This is a genomic window from Polaromonas sp. P1_E1_2, from assembly GCF_056406035.1.
Window position 1 is genome coordinate 1 of sequence record NZ_JBFUAZ010000407.1, and the last position, 3,949, is coordinate 3,949.

Annotated in this window: 3 protein-coding genes; 2 read left to right on the forward strand and 1 reads right to left on the reverse strand. The window is 64.9% G+C overall.

The window, feature by feature from the left end:
* Positions 1-168 precede the first annotated feature (168 nt).
* Entirely contained in the window at positions 169-936 is a 768-nt protein-coding gene (locus AC1D1P_RS16745; protein WP_477673744.1) for a 3-hydroxyacyl-CoA dehydrogenase, read from the forward strand.
* Between the two features lie 2 nt (positions 937-938).
* Here the strand turns inward: AC1D1P_RS16745 and AC1D1P_RS16750 are convergent, their stop codons facing one another.
* Entirely contained in the window at positions 939-1,871 is a 933-nt protein-coding gene (locus AC1D1P_RS16750; RefSeq protein ID WP_477673745.1) for a LysR family transcriptional regulator, read from the reverse strand.
* A gap of 111 nt (positions 1,872-1,982) precedes the next feature.
* Between AC1D1P_RS16750 and ggt the strand changes: the two genes are divergently transcribed.
* Positions 1,983-3,851, forward strand: coding sequence for a gamma-glutamyltransferase (ggt, locus tag AC1D1P_RS16755; RefSeq protein WP_477673746.1), 1,869 nt, complete (start codon positions 1,983-1,985; stop codon positions 3,849-3,851).
* Positions 3,852-3,949: the final 98 nt, after the last annotated feature.

Consider the following 3,949-nt stretch of genomic DNA (forward strand, 5'->3'; position numbering starts at 1 on the left):
TCGCCGGGCCGTCCCTAGATGAAAAGCGTCCCTCGGGGGCAGCGACCACACGAAGTGAACGAGCGCGGGGGGTACTTTTCATGCGCCATAATTGACGTTTACGTTAACGTCACATAAAACGTTCACGCAAGCTCTTCAAAATCCCTCCATCTTCATCAAGGAACCACCATGGAAATCGCAGGCAAAGTATTTATCGTCACCGGCGGCGCATCGGGCCTGGGTGAAGGCACAGCACGCATGCTGGTGGCCAACGGCGCCAAAGTCGTCATCGCCGACATGCAGGCCGACAAGGGCGAAGCCATTGCCAAGGAACTGGGTGCCGACAAGGCCGCCTTCGTCAAATGCGACGTGAGCCAGGAAGCCGACGGCCAGACCGTGGTGGCCAAGGCGGTTGCCATGGGCAAGCTGATGGGCCTGGTGAACTGCGCCGGCATTGCGCCCGCCGAAAAAACCGTGGGCAAAAACGGCGCGCACAGCCTGGGCTCATTCAGCAAAACCATCACCGTCAATCTGGTGGGCAGCTTCAACATGATCCGACTGGCGGCCGACGCCATGTGCAAGAACGACCCGGAAGCCACCGGCGAGCGCGGTGTGCTGATCTCCACCGCCTCTGTGGCAGCCTACGACGGCCAGATCGGCCAGGCGGCCTACAGCGCCTCCAAGGGCGGCATCGTCGGCATGACCCTCCCGATCGCCCGCGACCTGGCCCGCAACGGCATCCGCAACATGACGATTGCGCCCGGCATTTTCGGCACGCCCATGCTCTTTGGCATGCCGCAGGAAGTGCAGGACTCGCTGGCCGCGGGCGTTCCCTTCCCTTCACGCCTGGGCACGCCGCAGGACTATGCCCGCCTGGCCAAACACATCATTGAAAACGACATGCTCAATGGTGAAGTCATTCGCCTGGATGGTGCGATCCGCCTCGCACCGCGTTGAGCCTAGGCCGCAGGCGGGTGCAGCGCTGCCAGCCGTTCGGTCAGCAGCGCTGAAAGCCGCTCAATCACCTCGTTGACGCGCGCCGGCACATAGCGCCGGCTCGGCACCACAGCATAGAGCGGCGCCGGCTCACCCAGGTGACCCGCGAAAAGGCGCACCAGCTTGCCGTCGGCCAAAGAGGCCATGAGGTCGATCTCGGACTGGTAGACGATGCCCCGCCCTTCCAGCGCCCACTGCAACGCAATGGATGCGTCGTTGCAGGCCAGTGGCCCGGCCACGCGCACCTGAAAAGGCGCGCTGGCCTCTCCGTGCAATTCGAACTGCCACTGATCCTGCCTTCGCTCGCGCACATGGCAGACCAAGCAGTCGTGCTGCGCTAGTTCACAAGGCTCGAGCGGCGCACCGCGGCGCGCCAGGTAGTCAGGGCTCGCGCAAGCCACCCGGCGCGCCGGCGCCAGCAGGCGCGCAGAATGGGTCGAATCCATCAGCGGCCCATTGCGCAAGGCGATGTCGATGCCCTCGCGCACCAGGTCCACACGCGCATCGCTGATCTGCAGGTCGATTTCAATGCCGGGATGGGCGTTGGCAAACTCTGCCAGCCAGTAAGCGAGCATCTCGCGAGCCAGCATGGCCGTGGCGGTGATGCGGATGCTGCCCGTGAGGCCAAAAGTGCCCGCGCGGACTTTGGCCTGGCCTTCCGACACCAGCTCAAGGGCGCGGCGCGCATGGTCAACCATGACCGCGCCTTCGGCCGTGGGCCGCACGGCGCGTGTGGTGCGCTCGAACAGACGCACACCCAGCGAGGTTTCCAGCCGCTTGATCGCCGCGCTGACGGCCGCTGTAGACAGCCGGCAGCGCTTGCCCGCTGCTGTAAGGCTGCCAGTTTCCGCCGTGGCAAGCAGCACGCGCAAGGCATCGAGATTGTCAAATTCCATGGAAGAGTGATTTCTCTGAAACGCCATTGTGAGGCGCGGGGCCGCTCGATATATTCAACAGCGCAGGCACAGGGTCCTGCCACAAGCTACAACTACATTCAAGGATATCGCATGAGACACGCCTTCCCGGCGCTGGCAGCCACCATGCTGCTTGCCGCCTGCGCCAGCAGCCCCACCGCGTTCAACTACCAGGTCCCCGCCGATGAAGTCGCGCGCGGCACCAAATACATGCAGCCCGAGGGCTCATCCGGCTTCACGCCTAAACCGGGCTGGGCCACGAAGACCTTTGCGGTGGCGGCCGCCAACCCACTGGCCACCGATGCGGGTTACCAGGTGCTCAAAGCCGGTGGTTCGGCCATCGACGCGGCCATCGCCGTGCAAATGGTGCTCACGCTGGTGGAGCCGCAGTCCAGCGGCATAGGCGGMGGCGCCTTCCTGCTGCACGCCAATGGCGGCAAGGTCGAGGCCTTTGACGGCCGCGAAACCGCGCCCGCAGCGGCGGACGAAAAACTGTTTATCGGCGCCGACGGCAAACCGATGCCGTTTTACGACGGCGTGGTGGGCGGCCGCTCCGTCGGCACGCCCGGCACGGTGCGCATGCTGGAGATGGCCCACAAGCAATACGGCCGCCTGCCTTGGGCCCAGCTCTTTGTGCCGGCCATCCAGCTCGCAGAAAACGGCTTCAAGGTCAGCCCGCGGCTCAATACCTTGCTCAAGAGTGAAGTGCACCTGAAGAAGGACGCCACCGCCGCAGCCTACTTCTACAAGGCCGACGGCAGCCCCGTCGATGTGGGCTCCGTCTTGCGCAACCCGGCGCTCGCCGACGTGCTGCGACAGATCGCTGCCAAAGGCTCCAGCGCGCTGCTCGAAGGCAAAGTCGCGCAAGCCATCGTCACCAAAGTGCAGGGCCACGCCACCAACCCCGGCAAGCTGGCCCTGGGCGACCTGGCCGGCTACCAGCCCAAAAAGCGCGACCCGATCTGCTCGGACTACCGCGCGGCCGGCAAGGCCTACCGCCTCTGCGGCATGCCACCGCCCAGCTCGGGCGCGATTGCGGTCGGGCAAATCCTCGGCATCCTGAACAACACACCGGCAAGTACCCTGGGCCTGGTCGCCGGCACCGGCGGTGTTCCCGGCACGGTGTCGCCCACACCTTCGGCCGACTGGCTGCACCTCTACACCGAGGCTTCGCGCCTGGCCTTTGCCGACCGCGGCCAATACCTGGGTGACCCTGATTTCGTGCAGCCGCCGGGCGGCAACTGGATGAGCCTTCTCGCACCGGCCTATCTCAGCGAGCGCGCCAAGCTGATCCAGCCCGCAGGCCCGAGCATGAAGACCGCCAAACCGGGCGTTCCAGGCGCCGTCACCACCGCCTATGCGCCCATGCCCGACCAGCCCGAGTACGGTACCTCGCACATCAGCATCATCGACGGCTACGGCAACGCGATCGCCATGACCACGACGATTGAAGACCAGTTCGGTTCGCGCCTGATGACCGATGGCGGCACCGGCAAGGCTGGCGGCTTTTTGCTGAACAACGAACTCACCGACTTCAGCTTTGCCCCGACCGATGCCGACGGCAAGCCCGTGGCCAATCGTGTGCAGGCCGGCAAACGCCCGCGCTCGTCGATGGCGCCTACGCTCGTGTTTGACAAAACCTCGGGCCAGCTCGTCATGAGCGGCGGCAGCCCCGGCGGTGCGCTGATCATTCACTTCACGGCCAAGACGCTTTACGGCACGCTGAACTGGGGCCTCAATGCCCAGCAGGCGATCGACCTGCCCAACTTCGCCTCACTCAACGGCCCGAGCATCCTGGAAGAAAAACGTTTCTCGCCGGCCACCGTCGAGGCGCTGCGAAGCCGCGGCGCCGAGGTACGCGAACAAACCATGACCAGCGGCCTGCAAGCCATTCAGAGAACACCCGAGGGCTTCTTCGGCGGCGCCGATCCGCGGCGTGAAGGGCTCGTCCTGGGTGACTAAACCGCCCGATACCCCGTGAATTACAAGGCCCTGCCGTCGCAGGGCCTTGTTGTTTCTACAATCGGTTATGGCCATCCCCCAATCGTTCATCCAGGAGC

Bases quoted from the DNA above. Each gene is read 5' to 3' on its own strand.
- AC1D1P_RS16745 (WP_477673744.1), top strand. From the start codon at position 169: ATGGAAATCGCAGGCAAAGTATTTATCGTCACCGGCGGCGCATCGGGC.
- AC1D1P_RS16750 (WP_477673745.1), bottom strand. From the start codon at position 1,871: ATGGAATTTGACAATCTCGATGCCTTGCGCGTGCTGCTTGCCACGGCG.